At 64.6% G+C, this 15,433-nt stretch carries 16 protein-coding genes; 8 read left to right on the top strand and 8 right to left on the bottom strand.

What is annotated here, in order from left to right; genetic code table 11:
- Positions 1-118: 118 nt before the first annotated feature.
- The gene (locus tag I6F28_RS15785) at positions 119-1,591 is read left to right on the top strand and encodes a protein adenylyltransferase SelO (protein ID WP_225140361.1); all 1,473 of its coding nucleotides are present in this window, start codon (positions 119-121) and stop codon (positions 1,589-1,591) included.
- Positions 1,592-1,714: 123 nt separating this feature from the next.
- Here I6F28_RS15785 and I6F28_RS15780 read toward each other — a convergent pair whose 3' ends face one another.
- Positions 1,715-2,464 carry a M23 family metallopeptidase gene (locus I6F28_RS15780; RefSeq protein WP_225140283.1) on the bottom strand — a complete coding sequence of 250 codons (750 nt, stop codon included), beginning with the start codon at positions 2,462-2,464 and terminating at the stop codon, positions 1,715-1,717.
- Between the two features lie 2 nt (positions 2,465-2,466).
- Positions 2,467-2,721: a hypothetical protein gene (locus I6F28_RS15775; RefSeq protein ID WP_225140282.1), complete on the bottom strand. Its 255-nt coding sequence runs from the start codon at positions 2,719-2,721 to the stop codon at positions 2,467-2,469.
- A gap of 253 nt (positions 2,722-2,974) precedes the next feature.
- Here I6F28_RS15775 and I6F28_RS15770 point away from each other — a divergent pair, with 253 nt between their 5' ends.
- From I6F28_RS15770 to I6F28_RS15755, 4 genes are read left to right on the top strand one after another with little or no spacing between them, the layout of a single operon-like run.
- Positions 2,975-3,826 carry a phosphodiesterase gene (locus tag I6F28_RS15770; protein WP_036033944.1) on the top strand — a complete coding sequence of 284 codons (852 nt, stop codon included), beginning with the start codon at positions 2,975-2,977 and terminating at the stop codon, positions 3,824-3,826.
- 1 nt (position 3,827) lies between these two features.
- Positions 3,828-4,778, top strand: coding sequence for a carbohydrate ABC transporter permease (locus I6F28_RS15765; protein WP_225140281.1), 951 nt, complete (start codon positions 3,828-3,830; stop codon positions 4,776-4,778).
- On the top strand, positions 4,775-5,644 hold the full coding sequence (locus I6F28_RS15760; protein ID WP_225140280.1) for a carbohydrate ABC transporter permease: 870 nt from the start codon (positions 4,775-4,777) through the stop codon (positions 5,642-5,644). Before I6F28_RS15765 ends, I6F28_RS15760 begins: the two co-directional genes overlap by 4 nt.
- A gap of 11 nt (positions 5,645-5,655) precedes the next feature.
- Positions 5,656-6,987 carry an ABC transporter substrate-binding protein gene (locus I6F28_RS15755; RefSeq protein ID WP_225140279.1) on the top strand — a complete coding sequence of 444 codons (1,332 nt, stop codon included), beginning with the start codon at positions 5,656-5,658 and terminating at the stop codon, positions 6,985-6,987.
- Positions 6,988-7,063: 76 nt separating this feature from the next.
- Here the strand turns inward: I6F28_RS15755 and I6F28_RS15750 are convergent, their stop codons facing one another.
- On the bottom strand, positions 7,064-8,053 hold the full coding sequence (locus I6F28_RS15750; RefSeq protein ID WP_225140278.1) for a zinc-dependent alcohol dehydrogenase family protein: 990 nt from the start codon (positions 8,051-8,053) through the stop codon (positions 7,064-7,066).
- Between the two features lie 103 nt (positions 8,054-8,156).
- Between I6F28_RS15750 and I6F28_RS15745 the strand changes: the two genes are divergently transcribed.
- Positions 8,157-9,056 carry a LysR family transcriptional regulator gene (locus tag I6F28_RS15745; RefSeq protein WP_036000535.1) on the top strand — a complete coding sequence of 300 codons (900 nt, stop codon included), beginning with the start codon at positions 8,157-8,159 and terminating at the stop codon, positions 9,054-9,056.
- Positions 9,057-9,407: 351 nt separating this feature from the next.
- Positions 9,408-10,556 carry a ribonuclease D gene (rnd, locus tag I6F28_RS15740; RefSeq protein WP_036000537.1) on the top strand — a complete coding sequence of 383 codons (1,149 nt, stop codon included), beginning with the start codon at positions 9,408-9,410 and terminating at the stop codon, positions 10,554-10,556.
- Positions 10,557-10,723: 167 nt separating this feature from the next.
- On the opposite strand, the gene I6F28_RS15735 is transcribed toward rnd, so the two are convergent.
- The 5 genes from I6F28_RS15735 to I6F28_RS15715 form a co-directional block, all read right to left on the bottom strand.
- Positions 10,724-12,106 carry an aspartate aminotransferase family protein gene (locus I6F28_RS15735; RefSeq protein ID WP_225140277.1) on the bottom strand — a complete coding sequence of 461 codons (1,383 nt, stop codon included), beginning with the start codon at positions 12,104-12,106 and terminating at the stop codon, positions 10,724-10,726.
- A 196-nt stretch (positions 12,107-12,302) separates the two neighbouring features.
- The gene (locus I6F28_RS15730) at positions 12,303-12,473 is read right to left on the bottom strand and encodes a hypothetical protein (protein WP_225133048.1); all 171 of its coding nucleotides are present in this window, start codon (positions 12,471-12,473) and stop codon (positions 12,303-12,305) included.
- Positions 12,474-12,503: 30 nt separating this feature from the next.
- Positions 12,504-13,067: an isochorismatase family protein gene (locus I6F28_RS15725; protein ID WP_225140276.1), complete on the bottom strand. Its 564-nt coding sequence runs from the start codon at positions 13,065-13,067 to the stop codon at positions 12,504-12,506.
- Between the two features lie 25 nt (positions 13,068-13,092).
- Positions 13,093-13,713, bottom strand: a complete 621-nt coding sequence (locus tag I6F28_RS15720) for a GNAT family N-acetyltransferase (protein WP_036000546.1) — start codon at positions 13,711-13,713, stop codon at positions 13,093-13,095.
- Positions 13,700-14,317 (bottom strand): hypothetical protein, encoded by a 618-nt coding sequence (locus I6F28_RS15715; RefSeq protein WP_036000548.1) that lies wholly within the window; start codon positions 14,315-14,317, stop codon positions 13,700-13,702. Before I6F28_RS15715 ends, I6F28_RS15720 begins: the two co-directional genes overlap by 14 nt.
- Before the next feature lie 68 nt (positions 14,318-14,385).
- Between I6F28_RS15715 and I6F28_RS15710 the strand changes: the two genes are divergently transcribed.
- A complete protein-coding gene (locus tag I6F28_RS15710) occupies positions 14,386-15,426 on the top strand; it encodes a LysR family transcriptional regulator (RefSeq protein WP_036000552.1) in 1,041 nt (346 codons plus the stop codon).
- The last annotated feature ends 7 nt before the right edge of the window (positions 15,427-15,433 follow it).

Below are 15,433 nucleotides of genomic sequence, written 5' to 3'. Positions count from 1 at the left end.
CCCGGCAGGACGGGGGCGGCAACCAAGGGAACGGCCGGATTTGGACCTCAGATGCCCATTTTTGGCTTATCCGGGGACGAACCTTTGCCGATTGACGTTCCAGCCCTATCTTGAGGTCATGACGGTGCATTTCCCCTTCCAGAACTCCTATTCGGCGCTGCCGGACAACTTCTTCGCTCGCGTCGCGCCGACCCCCGTCGCCGCCCCCCGGCTGATCAAGCTGAACCGGCCGCTGGCGGTCCAGCTCGGGCTTGATCCTGATGTGCTGGAGACCCCTGATGGCGCCGAGATCCTGGCCGGCAAGACGGTTCCCGCCGGAGCTGATCCCATCGCCATGGCCTATGCCGGGCACCAGTTCGGGCATTTCGTGCCGCAGCTCGGCGACGGCCGTGCCATCCTGCTCGGCGAGGTCATCGACAAAGACGGCGTCCGCCGCGACATCCAGCTCAAGGGAAGCGGCCCCACCCCATTCTCCCGCCGCGGCGACGGCCGCGCGGCGCTCGGTCCGGTCTTGCGCGAATACATTGTCAGCGAGGCCATGTACGCGCTGGGCATCCCGACCACGCGCTCGCTCGCCGCGGTCGTTACCGGCGAGCATGTCATCCGCGAGACCGCGCTGCCCGGCGCGGTGCTGACCCGCGTCGCCTCCAGCCACATTCGCGTCGGCACCTTCCAGTTCTTCGCCGTCCGGCGCGACACCGAGGCGATCCGCCGGCTCGCCGACCACGTCATCGCGCGTCACTATCCGGAGCTGCTTCAGGCGGAGCGGCCGTATCACGCGCTGCTCGCCGCCGTGGTCGCGCGCCAGGCCGAGCTGATCGCGCGCTGGCTGCTGGTCGGCTTCATTCACGGCGTGATGAACACCGACAACAGCTCGATCTCGGGCGAGACCATCGATTATGGTCCGTGCGCCTTCATGGATTCCTACAATCCTGCCCAGGTGTTCTCCTCGATCGACGAGATGGGCCGCTACGCCTATGCCAACCAGCCGCGCATCGGCTTGTGGAATCTGACGCGCCTCGCCGAATGCCTGCTGCCACTGTTTTCGGACGAGCAGGAGAAGGCGGTGGCCGAGGCGCAGGACATTCTCGGCGCGTTCTCCGATCAGTTCAGCGCCGCCTATCAGGCCGGCCTGCGGCGGAAGGTCGGCCTGTTCACCGAGCGCGACGGCGACGATGCGCTGATCCAGGACCTGCTGGATGCCATGGCCAAGAACCAGGCCGATTTCACCCTCACCTTCCGCAAGCTGGGCGACGCCGCGGCCGATGAGGGCGCCGACGTGCGCGCGCAGTTCATGGAGCCCGCAGCCTTCGACGAATGGGCCGGCCGCTGGCGCGCGCGCATCGCGCTGGAGCCACAGAGCGCAGCCGAGCGGCAGGCCGCCATGCACGCGGTCAACCCGCTCTTTATCCCGCGCAACCACCGCGTCGAGGCCGTGATCCAGGCCGCGGTGAACGACGAAAATTACGCGCCGTTCGAGGAGCTGGTGAAGGTGCTGGCGAAGCCGTTCGAGGACCAGCCGGAGTATGCAGCCTACGCCGATCCGCCGCTGCCGGATCAGCGCGTGTTGCAGACGTTCTGCGGGACGTAGCCGAAGCGAGATCGAGCCCGCTGCGTAGGGTGGATTAACCGAAGGCGTAATCCACCACTTCTCTCGACGCGCGAAGAGCGAAAAGGTGGATGACGCTTCGCTAATCCACCCTACGCACTCATTCTACTTCGTCGCCTTCTTCACCCCGCCGAACGATGCCACGTCGAACTTCTGGGGATCGACGGTCTCGTAGCGTGACCACTCCATGTCCGGCATCTTGCCGTAGCGTTCGCTCCAGGCCTTGTCCGTCGTCGTGTTGCCGGGAGCGACGGGGCGAAGCTCGAAATGCAGCACCTTGCTCGGGCCGATCTCGCCGATCGTGTCCTTCGCTTTGACGGTCGCTCCCACCCTAAGTGTCTCGCCTTTCGGACCGACCACGCGGCCGAGCTGGACGTAGCGCGTGTAGACGATGCCGCCATTGGGATAGGTGTGCTTGAGCACGACGTATCGGCCGCAGCCGCCGATCCCGGGAAAATCGGCCGGCGCCTGCTCGCCGGTCTCGATCTTGACGATAACGCCGTCCGCCATCGCTGCCACCGGAGCGCCCGGCTTGTCGGCGGTGAAATCGACACCGGGATGCTCGTCGTGGGTCCAGCATCCGCAGGATGTCATCGTCGTGTCCGCCGGCTTGTCGGCACGTGGAAAGCTGCGCGGGGTCAGGAATTCGCTGACCAGCAGTCCCGGCCCGTCGGGCGAGGCGAAGGCGTGGATCGCATAAAGCGAGAGCTTGCCGCCGACCGGCACCTCGTTCGGGAGAAACCCGTAAACCACGTCCTGCATGAAGACCTTGAGCTCGCGCCCCTTGGCGGAGCGCACCGTGATGCAGTTGGTCGCCTGCAGGCTGTCGGCATCCTGCTTGGGCATGCCGCTCATGATCAGAGACGCTTGAGCGCTCCGTTGGCACACGGCTCGCCGTGAGAGGCCAGCGTGACATCGAGCTTCAGCGGCGACATTGGGTAGATGTCCATGCCGGTGGCGGGCCGCCGGCGCGCCAGGAATTCGTCGAGATCGGTCTCCTTGTAGCGGGCGAAGTTGAACTCGGCCGCGGTCGCACGCGGACCGGTGCTCAACACGGCAAGCAGGACGGAGAGAGCAAGCAATCCCAGCTTGCGGAAGACTCGCGGCGGCATTGGGGAAACTCGTGATGCAAATGAGGCTTGGACCCAGCAAACCATGACCGCATCTTCACGGCAAGGTAGCTCCTTCACTGCAGCGCAATCGTGAGGCGCCATCCGCGTCGCATCTGCCCCCGGAGGCGTGTCCACATCTTCAGCAGGCCGCGGGAACCGCTGTCATCAAACTGAAACACACGCGCTCTAACGGGCTGACAGCGCCGTCTTGCCGGAGGCGCAGATCCTCCCACCGTCCCGATTTAGGCGCGCCATGCCCTTCAAATTCATCCACCTCACCGACACGCATCTCGCGAATCCCGGCTCGATGCTCTACGGCCTCGATCCGCGCGCCCGGCTGGATGCGGCGATCGCCGACATCAACAAGCACCAGTCCGACGCTGCGTTTGCGGTCGTGACCGGCGATCTCACCCATTGGGGCGAGCCTGAGTCCTACGCCAACTTCGCCGAGGCGATGACGGCGTTGAAGATTCCCTACATCGCGATGGTCGGCAATCACGACAAGCGCGTCACCTGCCTGGACGCGCTGAAGGCGGCGCCGCGCGATGCCAACGGCTTCGTGCAGGGCACGCGCACCACCGAGCACGGCCTATTCGTCTTCCTCGACACGCTGGACGAGACCAGCCATGCCGGCGAGATGTGCGCAAAGCGCCTCGGCTGGCTGGCGAATACGCTCGCCGCCGCATCCGCCGACCAGGAATTCGTCGTGTTCATGCACCATCCGCCTTTCCCGGTCGGCGTCCACGCCATGGACGAGATCGCGCTGAAGCAGAGCGCCGAATTCGCGGAAGTCATCGCGCCCTATCGCGCGCGGATCCGCCACCTCTTCTTCGGCCATGTGCACCGGCCGATCTTCGGCAGCTACGGCAAGATCCCGTTCTCGACGCTGCGCGGCACCAACCACCAGGTCTGGTTCGAGCTCGACGTCGCGGCCAGCGAGCATCTCGCCAGCCACGAGCCGCCGGCCTATGGCGTCGTGCTGATCGACGACGAGAACCTCGTCGTGCACAGCCACGATTTCCTCGACCAGAGTCTGCGCTTCCCCTTCGAGCCACCGGCGGGAGTGGACGGCCGCGACTACGCGCTCAATTTCCGGGCGCGATGAGATGAGCCTCGCTGAACCCGCGGCTCTCCCGGTCGCGACGTCGGCGGCACCGCGTCTACACGTCCTGAAACGGTTCACGAGCCGCTTCAAGGCCTCGCTGCCGGCCTATCTGCTGCTCCTGCCCTCGCTGGTCTTCCTCGCGCTGTTCACCTATGGCGCGATGGGGCGCGTGCTGATCGATGCGCTCTATCAGCGCGCGACGCCGAAGGCGCCGGTGCGTTTCGTCGGCTTTGAGAACATCAGCGCGGTGCTCGCCGACCCCGCCTTCGCAGGCGCCGTCGTCAACAATTTGATCTACGCCGTCGGCACGGCGGTGCCGAGCATTGCGCTTGCGCTGTTGTTCGCGCTGGCGCTGTCGCGCACCAACGCGGTGACCAGCGCGCTGCGCGCCGCGCTGTTCCTGCCGGTGCTGATCCCGATGGTCGCGGCCTCGGCGCTGTTCCTGTTCATCTTCCTGCCGAATGTCGGCCTGCTCGACTATTACATCGGCCGGCTGCTGCCGGTGCTGCCGAACTGGCTCGGCGATCCCGACATCGCGCTCTATGCGATCATGGTCATCACGATCTGGAAGAATGCCGGCTATTACATGCTGTTCTTCCTCGCCGGCCTCCAGGCCGTGCCCGAGGACGTGATGGAGGCCGCGCATCTCGACGGCGCCGGACCGTATCGGCGGCTGCGCCACATCATCCTGCCGGAGCTCAAGCCCACCTTCCTGTTCGTCACCGTCATCGCCACGCTGAATGCGGTGACGCAGGTCGACCACGTCTTCGTCATGACCCAGGGCGGGCCGTCCAACGCGACCAATCTCGTGCTGTTCTACATCTACCAGCAGGCGGTCGAGCACTACGACATCGGCAAGGCCTCGGCCGCGACGCTGCTGACGCTGGCCGCGCTGATGGCCCTCACCGCGCTGTCCTTCCGCACCATGGCGAACCGCGAGGGCGGGCCATGAAGCTGATCGATACACTGTGGAAGGACGCCCCGCTCGCCACCCGCGGCGAGATCACGCCCAAGCTCGGCTTCGCCCTGACCGTGCTGCTCGCAATGGTCTGGCTGATCCCCTTCCTGTGGATGGTCGTTGCGACGCTGCGGCCGGCCTCCGACGGCATCAACGCCATGGCCGAGCTGATGCCGAGCCTCAAGCCCACGCTCGACAATGTCAGAGACGCCTGGGAGATCGGCGATTTCCCGCGCTACACGCTCAACACCACGATCATCTGCACCGGCATTTTGCTGGTGCAATTCGTCACGATCACGCTGGCGGGCTTTGCCTTCGCGCGCCTGGATTTCGCCGGCAAGACGCCGATCTTCTACCTGTTCCTGATGCAGCTGATGCTGGTGCCGGTGCTGCTGATCGTGCCGAACCTGTCGCTGGTGGCGCAGCTCGGTCTCTACGACACGCTCACCGGGGTGATGATGCCGTTCTTCGCCTCGGCCTTCGGCACCTTCCTGATGCGCCAGGCGTTCGAGGCCATTCCGACCGAGCTGGAAGACGCCGCGCTGATCGATGGCGCCGGTCTGTTCCAGCGCATCCGCCACATCTACGTGCCGCTGTCGATGCCGAGCTTCTCGGCCTTCGCCATCATCTCCGTGACCAGCCACTGGAACGACTTCCTGTGGCCGCTGATGGTGATCAATTCGCCGGACAAGCGCCCGCTCACGATCGGCCTCTCCGTCTTCACCAAGACCGCCGAAGGCACGCAGGCCTGGGGCACCATCGCCGCCGGCACGCTCATGGTGATCGCGCCTCTGCTCGTCGCCTTCCTGATCTTCCAGAAACGCTTCATCAGCTCTTTCGTCACCTCAGGCATCAAATAGGAGACTTTCCGATGCTGTTCTCCCGCAGGCTCATGCTCGGCCTTGCCATGGTAGGTACCATGGCAGGCGTCCTCGCCATTCCGGCCAAGGCCGAAGGTCCGACCGAGGTCGACCTGTTCTTTCCCGTCCCCGTCGACGGCAAGCTCGCCCGCGACATGGGCACCCTGATCAAGGAGTTCAACGAGACTCATCCCAGCGTCAAGGCGACTGCGGTCTACACCGGCTCCTATGACGACACGCTGATCAAGACCCGCGCCGCGATCAAGGCCGGCAAGCCGCCGGCCGCCGTGATCATGTCAGCGAACTTCCTGCTCGACATGCAGATCGAGAACGAGCTCACCAATCTCGATGCGCTGATCAAGGCCGACGGCACCACCAAGGACCAGTTCCTCGGCCAGTTCTTCCCGGCGCTGCACGGCAATGCCGTGATCAACCGCTCGGTCTACGGCGTGCCGTTCCACAATTCGACGCCGCTGCTCTACATCAACGCCGACAAGGCCAAGGAAGCGGGCCTTGATCCGAGCAAGCCGCCGCAGACCTGGGCCGAGCTCACCGACTGGGCCAAGAAGCTGACCAAGCGCGAGGGCGATAAGGTGACCCAATGGGGCATCGCAATCCCCTGCGCCTACGATTACTGCGGCTGGATGATGGAAACGCTCACGATGAGCAATGGCGGCCGCTACTACAACGAGGAGTTCGGCGGCGAGGTCTATTACGACACGCCCTCGATGCTCGGCGCGCTCACCTGGTGGAATGACCTCATTTACAAGCACAAGGTCCACACGCCCGGCGCCACGCCCGGCCCTGCCGTCAGCACCTCCTTCATCTCGGGCAATGCCGCGATGATGATGCTGTCGACAGGCTCGCTCACCTATGTGCGCGACAACGCCAAGTTCCCCTACAAGGTCGCCTTCATCCCGCGCAACGTCCGCAACGCGGTGCCGATCGGCGGCGCCTCGCTGATCATGCCGGCCGGGCTTGAGGCCGACAAGCAGAAGGCCGCCTGGACGCTGATCAAGTGGATGACCTCGCCGGAGAAGAGCGGCTGGTGGAGCCGCGCCACCGGCTATTTCGCGCCGAACATGGCCGCCTACAAGACGCCGGAGATGGTCGAATTCCTGGCCAAGAACCCGGACGCCAAGACCGCCGTCGAGCAGCTCGACGTCGCAAAGCCGTGGTTCGCGACCTACAAGACCGTGCCGGTGCGCAAGAACCTCGAGGACGAGGTGATGCTGGTCCTCAACGGCAAGAAGCAGCCGAAGGAAGCTCTCGCCGCCGCCCAGAAAGCCGCCGACGAGACGCTGAAGCCATACAACGCGGAGACGTCGCTGAAGCTGCCGTAAAATCGGCTGTCCATCGCACGAACAAGCTTCGGCGCCCCGTCATGCGGGGCGCCGAATGCGTTGGGAATGCGCTCGATCAGATCGTCACCACGATCTTGCCGAACTGATCGTTCGACTCCAGAAACCGATGCGCTTCGACGATGTCCTCGAAGCGGAACGTCCTGGCGATGACCGGCTGCAAGGTGCGATCCGACAGCCCGTCGAGAATGAACGCCTTGGCCTGCGCAAGGCGCGCGGGATCGCGGATGATCTCGTGCACGAGGTAGCCGCGCAGCACCAGGCTCTTGGTCAACACGTTGAAGAGCGGAAACGGGGTCGGCTCAGGACTCAATCCACCATATTCGATCAGGATCCCGCCCGGCGACATGGCCGCGGTCAGCGGCTCGAACGCGGGACCACCGACGGCGTCGAAGACGACGCGGACCCCGTTAGATCCGGCGATCGCCTCCAGCCGCGCCCGAATGTCGTCTTCGTCCGAGGCGACGACATGAGGCGCGCCGGCATCGCGCAAGGCCCCAAGCTTGGCCGAGGTCCTGGTCAGCGCGACCGCCGTCGCGCCGACCCGGTTCGCAATCTGAATCGCCGCAATCCCGACGCTGCTGGATGCAGCGGTGATGGCGACGATGTCCCCTCGGCCAAGTCGGGCGATGTCGACCAAAGCGCCGTAGGCCGTCAGATACTGCATCCACACGGCCGCCGCCTTCTTGAAGCCGAGCTCCGGCGGATGTTTCACGATGAGTTCGGCCGGAAACGTCGCGAGCTCGGCATAGGCCGGCCATCGCACCATCGACAGCGGCGGCACGATGCTCACGACATCGCCCGGCACAAAGCTCGTCACATCATCCCCGACCGCATCGACGATGCCGGCCGCCTCCACCCCCAGCCCCGACGGAAATGTCGCGCGCTCGATATAGGTCCCCCTTCGCAACAGGGCCTCGGCGCGATTGAGGCCGAGTGCCTTGACCCGGATCTGCACCTCGCCCGTCGCCGGTGGCGGAACATCGATGGTTTCGATGCGCAGCACGTCGGGACCACCATGGCGATAAAAGCGAACGACGCGGGCCATGGATGCACTCCAAAACAGTTGAACTGAATAGAGCTATGCCGATCCATGCGAAGGGGATAAATCGCCCAAGCAAGCCAACAGTCGAAACCAGGAGTTTTCAATCATGGACCGCCTGACCAGCATGGCCGTGTTCGTCAGGGCCGTCGATCTCGGCTCGTTTGCGGCTGCGGCCGATGCCCTGGAGATGTCGGGGCCGATGGTTGGCAAGCACGTCCGTTTCCTCGAAGAGCGCCTCGGGGCACGGCTCCTCAACCGCACCACGCGGCGCCAGAGCCTGACCGACGCCGGCCAGGCCTACTACGAACGCTGCCGCGCGGTGCTGAGCGAGGCCGAAGCCGCAGATAGCGTCGTTGCCGACCAGCTGTCGGAGCCGCGCGGCAGGCTGCGCGTCACCATGCCGGCCCTGCTGGGACGGCACTGCATTGCGCCGTTGCTGATGAAGCTCGCGCGGAAATATCCGCATCTCGAACTCGACCTCTCGTTCGGCGATCCGATTGCCGACATCGTCGAGGCCGGCTACGATCTGGCAATCCGAACCGGCGATCTCGACGACCAGTCCGGCCTGATCGCACGGCGCATCGCAAGCCAGCGCATGGTGGTATGTGGCGCCCGGTCGTATTTGCGCACGAGCGGCAAACCGAAATCGCTCGACGATCTCGCCGCCCATCAAGCGATCATCTATCGCGGCTCAGGGCGTGTCCGGCCGTGGCTCTTTCCGCAGGAGGGCGCGCCTCCGCGCGAGATCATGCCATCGGGCCGGCTCCGACTTGACGACCTGGAGGCGATTGCCGATGCCGCGGCACAAGGCATGGGTCTCGCCTGGCTACCCTATTGGCTGGTCCGCGAGCGCCTCGACACGGGTGCGCTGGTCAATCTCTTCAGCAGTCAGCCCCAATTCCTCTACGAGTGCCACGCTCTCTGGCCGCGCTCACCCCGGCTGCCGCCGAAGGTGCGCGCTGCCGTGGACATCCTCGCGACCGGCTTGCCGAAGCTGATGGCGTGACCATGGCTGCGCCCAATTAACTTCTCGTCCACCATCCGCCCCGGCCCGCCGCCGGTAACCATCGCAATTAACAGACCCTCAACGCACCCCCGACAAATCTATCAATGTTTCTGGAGATTTCGCCGTGGATCTGTTGGTTTTCGAGTTCCTGGGATTGGCCTTGGTCGCCATGTGCGTGATCGTGGTGGCGCTGCCCTGCGCCCGCAAATCCTCGCACCGGATCCGTTACGAATAGGAATTTCGTCGGAAAGGGACGATTCCGGCCCGATGCAAGGCTCGAATTCGCTTAGAGCCCCTTGACATCACAGCACTTTCGGCGGAACGGCTGATACCAAGTGTCATGGGCCGTTCATGGATTTAATTACCACCACCGCTGACCTCGCGGCTGCCTGCAGCCGGCTGGCCAAGCACCCCGTCATAACAGTCGATACCGAATTCCTGCGCGAGACCACTTACTACCCGCTGCTGTGCGTGGTGCAGATGGCCAGCGCCGAGGAAGCCGTGGTCATCGACACCCTGGCCGAGGGGATCGATCTCAAGCCGTTCTTCGAGCTGATGGGCAACGAGGGCGTGCTCAAGGTGTTTCACGCCGCCCGCCAGGACATTGAGATCATCTGGCACCAGGCGGGCATCATCCCGCACCCGGTGTTCGACACCCAGGTGGCTGCGATGGTGCTCGGTTACGGCGACAGCATCGCCTATGACGCGCTGGTCGAGAAGGTCACCGGCCACCGTCCGGACAAGACCCACCGCTTCACCGACTGGTCGCGCCGGCCGCTGACCAAGGAGCAGATGCATTACGCGGTCTCCGACGTCACCCATCTGCGCGACGTGTTCGCCGCGCTCGACGCCGACCTGAAGAAGCGCCGCCGCAGCGAATGGGTCTCCATCGAGATGGAGGTCCTGACCTCCCCCCGCACCTATGATTTCCATCCCGAGCGCGCCTGGGAGCGCCTGAAGACGCGGGTCCGCAAGCCCAAAGACCTCGCGGTGCTGATGGAGGTCGCGGCCTGGCGCGAACAGGAGGCGCAGAGCCGCGACGTGCCGCGCGGCCGCGTGCTGCGCGACGAAGCCGTCACCGATATCGCGACCCACGCGCCGACCACGCTGGAGAAGCTCGCCCATCTGCGCTCGGTGCCGAAGGGGTTCGAGAAATCCAAATGGGGCGCGGACATCATCGCCGCGGTCGAGCGGGGGCTGGCGCGGGACTTCTCGAAGCTGCCCAAGCTGGAGAAACCGCGCAACAATTCCAACGGCGCCGCCATCGTCGAGCTGTTGAAGGTGCTGTTGCGGATGACCGCCGAGCGCCACGCAGTCGCAAGCAAGGTGATCGCGACCGTCGACGACTTAGAGGAGATCGCGGCGGACGATGAGGCCGACGTGCCCGCCTTGCGCGGTTGGCGCCGCGAGCTGTTCGGCGACGCCGCGCTGAAGCTCAAGCGCGGCGAGCTCGCGCTCGCGATCGAGAAAGGCCGCGTGATCGGGGTGCAGCGGGCGTAGGGGCACGCTGTCGCGCCGATTTCCCGTCATTGCGAGCCAACGGGTCCGCGCGAAGCGCGGCCCGATGACAGGTTCAGGGAAGCAATCCAGAATCCCTCGTCGGAAACAGTCTGGATTGCTTCGTCGCAAGAGCTCCTCGCAATGACGACGGAGAGAGCGACGAAGCCTTACGCCGGCGTCAGCTTCGCCACTTCGCTCTTCATGTCGTTCAGCACGCCGGAGATCGCGTCCACCAGTTCGTCGATCTGGATCTTGGTCGTGATCAGCGGCGGGCAGATCGCGATGGCATCGAGCATGTTGCGCGAGATCACGCCGCGCTCCTGGAGCATGCGGCTGGCGATGCCGCCGACGGCGCCCGGCGTTGCCGCCGCGGTCTTGCGCGCCTTGTCGAGCACGAGCTCGAGCGCGGCGATCATGCCGACGCCGCGGACCTCGCCGACCAGCGGGTGGCTGGCGAGTTCACGCAAGCGGCCCTGCATGTAGCCACCGAGCTCGGCCGCGTGTGCGACGAGGCCGCGCTCCTCGATGATCTTGAGGTTCTCCAGCGCAATCGCCGAGCCGACCGGATGGCCGCCCGCGGTGAAGCCGTGGCCGAGCACGCCGATCTTGTTGCTCTCGTCCGCGATCGGCTCGAACATGCGGTCGTTCAGGATGATCGCCGAGAGCGGGAAATAGCTCGATGTGATCTGCTTGGAGACGACGATCGCATCGGGCTTAATGCCGTAGGTCTCGCAGCCGAACATCTTGCCAGTGCGGCCGAAACCGCAGATCACCTCGTCGGCGACCAGGAGAATGTCGTACTTCTTCAGGACCTTCTGGATCTTGTCCCAATAGGTCGCCGGCGGCACCACGACACCGCCCGCCCCCATCACCGGCTCGCCGAAGAACGCCGCGATCGTATCCGGCCCTTCCTTCTGGATCAGGGCGTCGAGCTCCTCGGCCCGGCGCGTGGCGAAGGCTTCCTCGCTCTCGCCGGGGGCGCCGTCCTTGTAGAAGTGCGGCGAGCCCGTATGCAGGATGTTCGGCAGCGGCAGGTCGAACGAGCGGTGGTTGTTCGGCAGGCCCGTGAGGCTGGCGGATGCGATGGTGACGCCGTGATAGGCACGCAGGCGGCTGATCACCTTCTTGCGCTGCGGTTGGCCGAGCGCGTTGGAGCGATAGGCGATCAGCTTCAACACGGTGTCGTTCGCTTCCGAGCCGGAATTGGTGAAGAACACCTTGCTCATGGGCACCGGCGCGAGCGCGACCAGTTTCTCGGCGAGGTCGATCGAGGGACCGTGCGATTTGGCGGAGAACGTATGGTAGAACGGCAGCGCCTGCATCTGCTTGTGCGCCGCCTCGACCAGTCGCTTCTCGTTGAAGCCGAGCCCGACGCTCCACAGGCCCGCCATGGCTTCGAAATAGCGCTTGCCCGACGCGTCGAAGACGTAAGGCCCCTCGCCGCGCTCGATCACCAGCGGACCGGCCTGCTGATGCGTGCGCGCATTGGTGTAGGGATGGAGCTGATAGGCCACATCCCGGGCCTCTTGCGAATTGGGCAGCATGGACATTTGCGATGATCCCTAAAAGCGTCACGCCGCCGGCGGGCCGGCGTCATCACTCGATGGCGAGTACTTGTCTCAAGTACTTGGCTATTGCCACGACGCAAAACTTGCAATGCCAATTCGTCGGCGGCAAGCGCTCAGCAGCGATGCACAAAGCCGCACATGATAGGACCGCGGATCGCAGAATCGGGCTGGGCAGCTCTCACGCCGCGCCGTCGTCGTCCACTTCGTCGGTGGCGGAAACGGCTTCCCTCACCTCCACCAGCGCCATCGAGAGCAAGTAGACCGTGGTAGGCAGCCCAAGTCTGCGCGCCTTCTCGGCGGCATGCGACAGATCGCTCGCCAGCTCCTTGAGCTCGTCTCCCCGCGACAATTCTCAACCCCATCGACCGGCCGCGGCCGCCTACACCGCAACGGCGCCGCTGGTTCTGATCAGTTCGGCGCTGGACTGGATTGTAGCAAAATTCGCAATGACATCCACTACCGCATGCCGGTAGGCCGCGGCATCGTCCGTGCCCGGCTGCCGGCAAGCCACCGCGTCGGTGATCACATGGTAGCGATGACTGCGGTGAAACCCCTCGACGGCAGTGGCCAGGATGGTCTCGTCCAGGGAAAAGCCGATCAGGATGCAGCGTGTGGTGCGGATAGCGGACATGTGGCCGCCAAACCGCGACGAGCTGTAGGCGGACGGCAGTGGGTGCTCGAACGTCATCTCGCCCGGTTGTGGCCTGGTCTCCGCGATCCAATCGGTCAGCCTGGATGACGGATTGAACCAAGCCGCCTGCGCGATGCGCTTCAGATGCATCACCGGCCATAGATTGCTGCGCCACAGCGTCAGGAGTTCCAGGCAGCGCGCTGTCGTCGCATCGCCCTCGCGGATAACGTGACGGCGGCCGGGGGTCAGGTACTCGACCTGAAGATCCGCACAGACCAGGATCGGCGGATCATCGTGCATTGAAACCAGCATCGAGTTGCGCGCAGCTGCACCTGTTTCAGCGGTCGGCGAGCGCGAGGTCCCGCAGCGGCGAGGTCACCGCCCGCCCGGCCGAGGCATCGAGCACGCCAGGACGGTCCCAATCGCCCTCGGGACGAATAATCACATAGGGATCGCTATCCAGCGTGATGGCGTCCGGGCCCGGCTCGATCTCCAGCAGCATCTCCGTGTAGGAGAAATCCGAGAACGTGATCTTGCGGTTGTGACCGAGCGGCTTGGCACCGAAATGGGCCCAGAAATCGACCAGCCGGTCCTGCGCCTGGCCGTAGATCTTGCGAAAGCCCTTGCGCTTCACATAATCGACACTGGCCTGCACCAGCTTGAACGAGACGCGCGAGCGCCGATATTGGTGACGCACCGCAAGCCGCTCCACCTTGGCGAAATCGCCGAAGAAGCGCACCCGCAGGCAGCCCGCAGGCTCGTTGCCGACGAAGCCGATGAAATGCGCCGCGACCATGTCGTTGCCGTCGAACTCCTCCTCGAACGGACAATCCTGCTCGGCGAGGTAGACCGCCGAGCGGATGGCGGTCACCAGCATGAGATCGCTTGGGTCGCGCGCGAGGCGGATGGTGATAGCGCGGGAACAGGGCTTGGCGACTGGAATCCTAGTACCGTGCATCTGCAAAGCTCCTTGATTGGATGATCGCTCCCGGCATGCGCATCGGCTGTCGATGCCAGGGCCGCTCGTAGCACCAAAGGTCGGGTTGGAAGCTCGGGACGGGCGCAAAGCCTGTCGCCTTCATGATGTCGCGTCCGGCCACCGTTGACGGCTGCGCATAGCAATCCGCATCGCGAAACCTTATCTGCCGCAGATGAGCCGCGGCCTTACCGAGACCGGCGATGCCGCGGCCCGTCGCCGCGATCGCCCAGATGTAGATGGCAGCGACGTCTTCGTCTGCCGATGCGAGATAACGCGTCTCGGGCGCGGTGAGGCAAATCTCGTCGAGCAGCAGCGCGTCATGTCCGCGGTCATTGAGAAACAGGAAGGCCATGCCGCCGACGAGCTTGCCTTTGCGGCTGAATGTCAGGATGCTCTGGGGATCGAAGACGTAATATTTGGCAAGCTCCGCCGTCCCGATCTGCACGCCCGGCACCAGCCGGTGCGCCATCTCCGAAAGCGCTCCAATTTCGGAAAATTGCGCACAGCGGACGTCGACGTCCGGGCTCAGCGGCAAGGCATCGAAATCATGCCTTGCGGCAAACGTGCCCCTTTCCATACTCATGTCGCGCCTCTATCGTTCGAGGCTTTCATGCCCCGCTACGACGAGCTTAGCGGTTGGGGATCAGGAGTATGCAGCAGTTATTGCACCGGGGTGCTGCGATGATGCAGCACCGTGAAGAAGCCCTGGGCGCGTCCTGGGATGATTTGAAGCTGTTTTTAGCGTGCGCAAAATTTAAAAGTTTTCGGAATGCCGCCGAAGAGCTCGGCCTCACCTCCACCACGCTGATGCGCCGCATCGACCGGCTCGAGGAGAGCATTGGGTGCAAGCTGTTCCTGCGCGACCAGAGCGGGCTGACGCTCAGCGATGAAGGCGCCGCGATGATCGCCGACGTCACGCATATGGAGCGTCATGCCTTCAACGTCTTCCGCCGCGCCGCGCGGTCCTCGAACGACACCTCGGGCACCGTTCGCGTCGCGGTGACGGAAGGCCCCGGCAATTTCTGGATCCTGCCGCGGTTGATCGACTTCCAGAAGACGTACCGCAAGATCACGGTCGATCTGCGCTGCGCGATGGAGCAGGCCGACGTCGCGCGGCTCGAATCCGATATCGCGATCCAGCTCGAGCCGCCGACCAATCCCGATCTGATCGTCGCCAAGCTCGGCCGCCTCCACATCTATCCCTTCGTCTCCAAGGAGTATGAAAGCCTCTACGGCGTGCCGGCAACGCTCGCCGAACTGAACAATCACCGCATCATCAAGCAGAGCGCGCCGCAGGTCGACGACGGCGCCTATGCCCGCGTGCTCGGGCTGAAGTCGCTCGAAGGCATCGTCGGGATCAAGACCAATTCGTCGGTGGGCGTGCTCTACGCGGTGGAGCGCGGCGCCGGCATCGGCTTCCTGCCGACGGTATCGATCGCGCTCGGTGCGCCGCTCGTTGCGGTCGATCTCGGCGTCAGCCATCACGCCGATCTCTGGCTCACCTATCACAAGGAGTTCCGCAGCTCCGAGCGGCACAAGATCGTGGTCGACTGGCTGAAGAAGATCTTCGATGCCAGGACCTATCCCTGCTTCCGCGACGAGTTCATCCATCCGAACGCGCTGGTGCCGATGATGACGGCGGCGCGCGAGGGCTTTGGCCTGGCGGGATACGTGGCGACGGCGCCGACTTAACGCAGGC

The sequence above is a fragment of the Bradyrhizobium sp. NBAIM14 genome (genome assembly GCF_020193895.1).
GTDB lineage: Bacteria > Pseudomonadota > Alphaproteobacteria > Rhizobiales > Xanthobacteraceae > Bradyrhizobium > Bradyrhizobium yuanmingense.
The sequence above is the reverse complement of the archived record's forward strand: the minus strand, read 5'-3'. Positions and strand labels throughout refer to the sequence as shown.

Bases quoted from the DNA above. Each gene is read 5' to 3' on its own strand.
- I6F28_RS15785 (WP_225140361.1), top strand. From the start codon at position 119: ATGACGGTGCATTTCCCCTTCCAGAACTCCTATTCGGCGCTGCCGGAC.
- I6F28_RS15780 (WP_225140283.1), bottom strand. From the start codon at position 2,464: ATGAGCGGCATGCCCAAGCAGGATGCCGACAGCCTGCAGGCGACCAAC.
- I6F28_RS15775 (WP_225140282.1), bottom strand. From the start codon at position 2,721: ATGCCGCCGCGAGTCTTCCGCAAGCTGGGATTGCTTGCTCTCTCCGTC.
- I6F28_RS15770 (WP_036033944.1), top strand. From the start codon at position 2,975: ATGCCCTTCAAATTCATCCACCTCACCGACACGCATCTCGCGAATCCC.
- I6F28_RS15765 (WP_225140281.1), top strand. From the start codon at position 3,828: ATGAGCCTCGCTGAACCCGCGGCTCTCCCGGTCGCGACGTCGGCGGCA.
- I6F28_RS15760 (WP_225140280.1), top strand. From the start codon at position 4,775: ATGAAGCTGATCGATACACTGTGGAAGGACGCCCCGCTCGCCACCCGC.
- I6F28_RS15755 (WP_225140279.1), top strand. From the start codon at position 5,656: ATGCTGTTCTCCCGCAGGCTCATGCTCGGCCTTGCCATGGTAGGTACC.
- I6F28_RS15750 (WP_225140278.1), bottom strand. From the start codon at position 8,053: ATGGCCCGCGTCGTTCGCTTTTATCGCCATGGTGGTCCCGACGTGCTG.
- I6F28_RS15745 (WP_036000535.1), top strand. From the start codon at position 8,157: ATGGACCGCCTGACCAGCATGGCCGTGTTCGTCAGGGCCGTCGATCTC.
- rnd (WP_036000537.1), top strand. From the start codon at position 9,408: ATGGATTTAATTACCACCACCGCTGACCTCGCGGCTGCCTGCAGCCGG.
- I6F28_RS15735 (WP_225140277.1), bottom strand. From the start codon at position 12,106: ATGTCCATGCTGCCCAATTCGCAAGAGGCCCGGGATGTGGCCTATCAG.
- I6F28_RS15725 (WP_225140276.1), bottom strand. From the start codon at position 13,067: ATGCTGGTTTCAATGCACGATGATCCGCCGATCCTGGTCTGTGCGGAT.
- I6F28_RS15720 (WP_036000546.1), bottom strand. From the start codon at position 13,713: ATGCACGGTACTAGGATTCCAGTCGCCAAGCCCTGTTCCCGCGCTATC.
- I6F28_RS15715 (WP_036000548.1), bottom strand. From the start codon at position 14,317: ATGAGTATGGAAAGGGGCACGTTTGCCGCAAGGCATGATTTCGATGCC.
- I6F28_RS15710 (WP_036000552.1), top strand. From the start codon at position 14,386: ATGCAGCAGTTATTGCACCGGGGTGCTGCGATGATGCAGCACCGTGAA.